1 pseudogene is annotated in these 434 nt (G+C 70.0%); it reads left to right on the forward strand.

Annotated features, from left to right (window positions below):
- A pseudogene (locus EKE94_RS18745) lies at positions 1-312 on the forward strand (sugar phosphate isomerase/epimerase); the annotation flags it as partial.
- Positions 313-434: the final 122 nt, after the last annotated feature.

The raw sequence follows: 434 nt of genomic DNA on the forward strand, positions 1-434 counted from the left end.
GCCGAGATCGACCTGGCCTGGGTGGACCGGGGCGGCCACGATCCCGCCACCTACCTGCAGACCATCGGCGATCGCATCTTTGCCGTCCACGCCAAGGACAACGCGCCCGAGGGCGAGAACGAGGATCAGCGCGGCTTTGCCGCCGTGGGCGCGGGGACGTTGGAATGGCCCGGTATCCTGACGGCGGCCGACGACCTGGGCGTCGAATGGTACATCATCGAACATGACCAGCCGGCCGACGCCGCCGGTGTGGTGGCCGAAGGCGCGCGCTACCTGATGGATCACCTTCCGCAGGACGACGCGGCGGAGTGATCCGGCCCGGGCGGCGGTGAGGAGCGCCGCCCGGCCCCCAACGACTTTCGGCATGACCAGCGTCGCCTTCGGGGCGGCGACCGAGAGAGGCATGCCGCATCACGGGAGGAGAGACATGACCG

Source organism: Mesobaculum littorinae, assembly GCF_004011175.1.
Classification (GTDB): domain Bacteria; phylum Pseudomonadota; class Alphaproteobacteria; order Rhodobacterales; family Rhodobacteraceae; genus Tranquillimonas; species Tranquillimonas littorinae.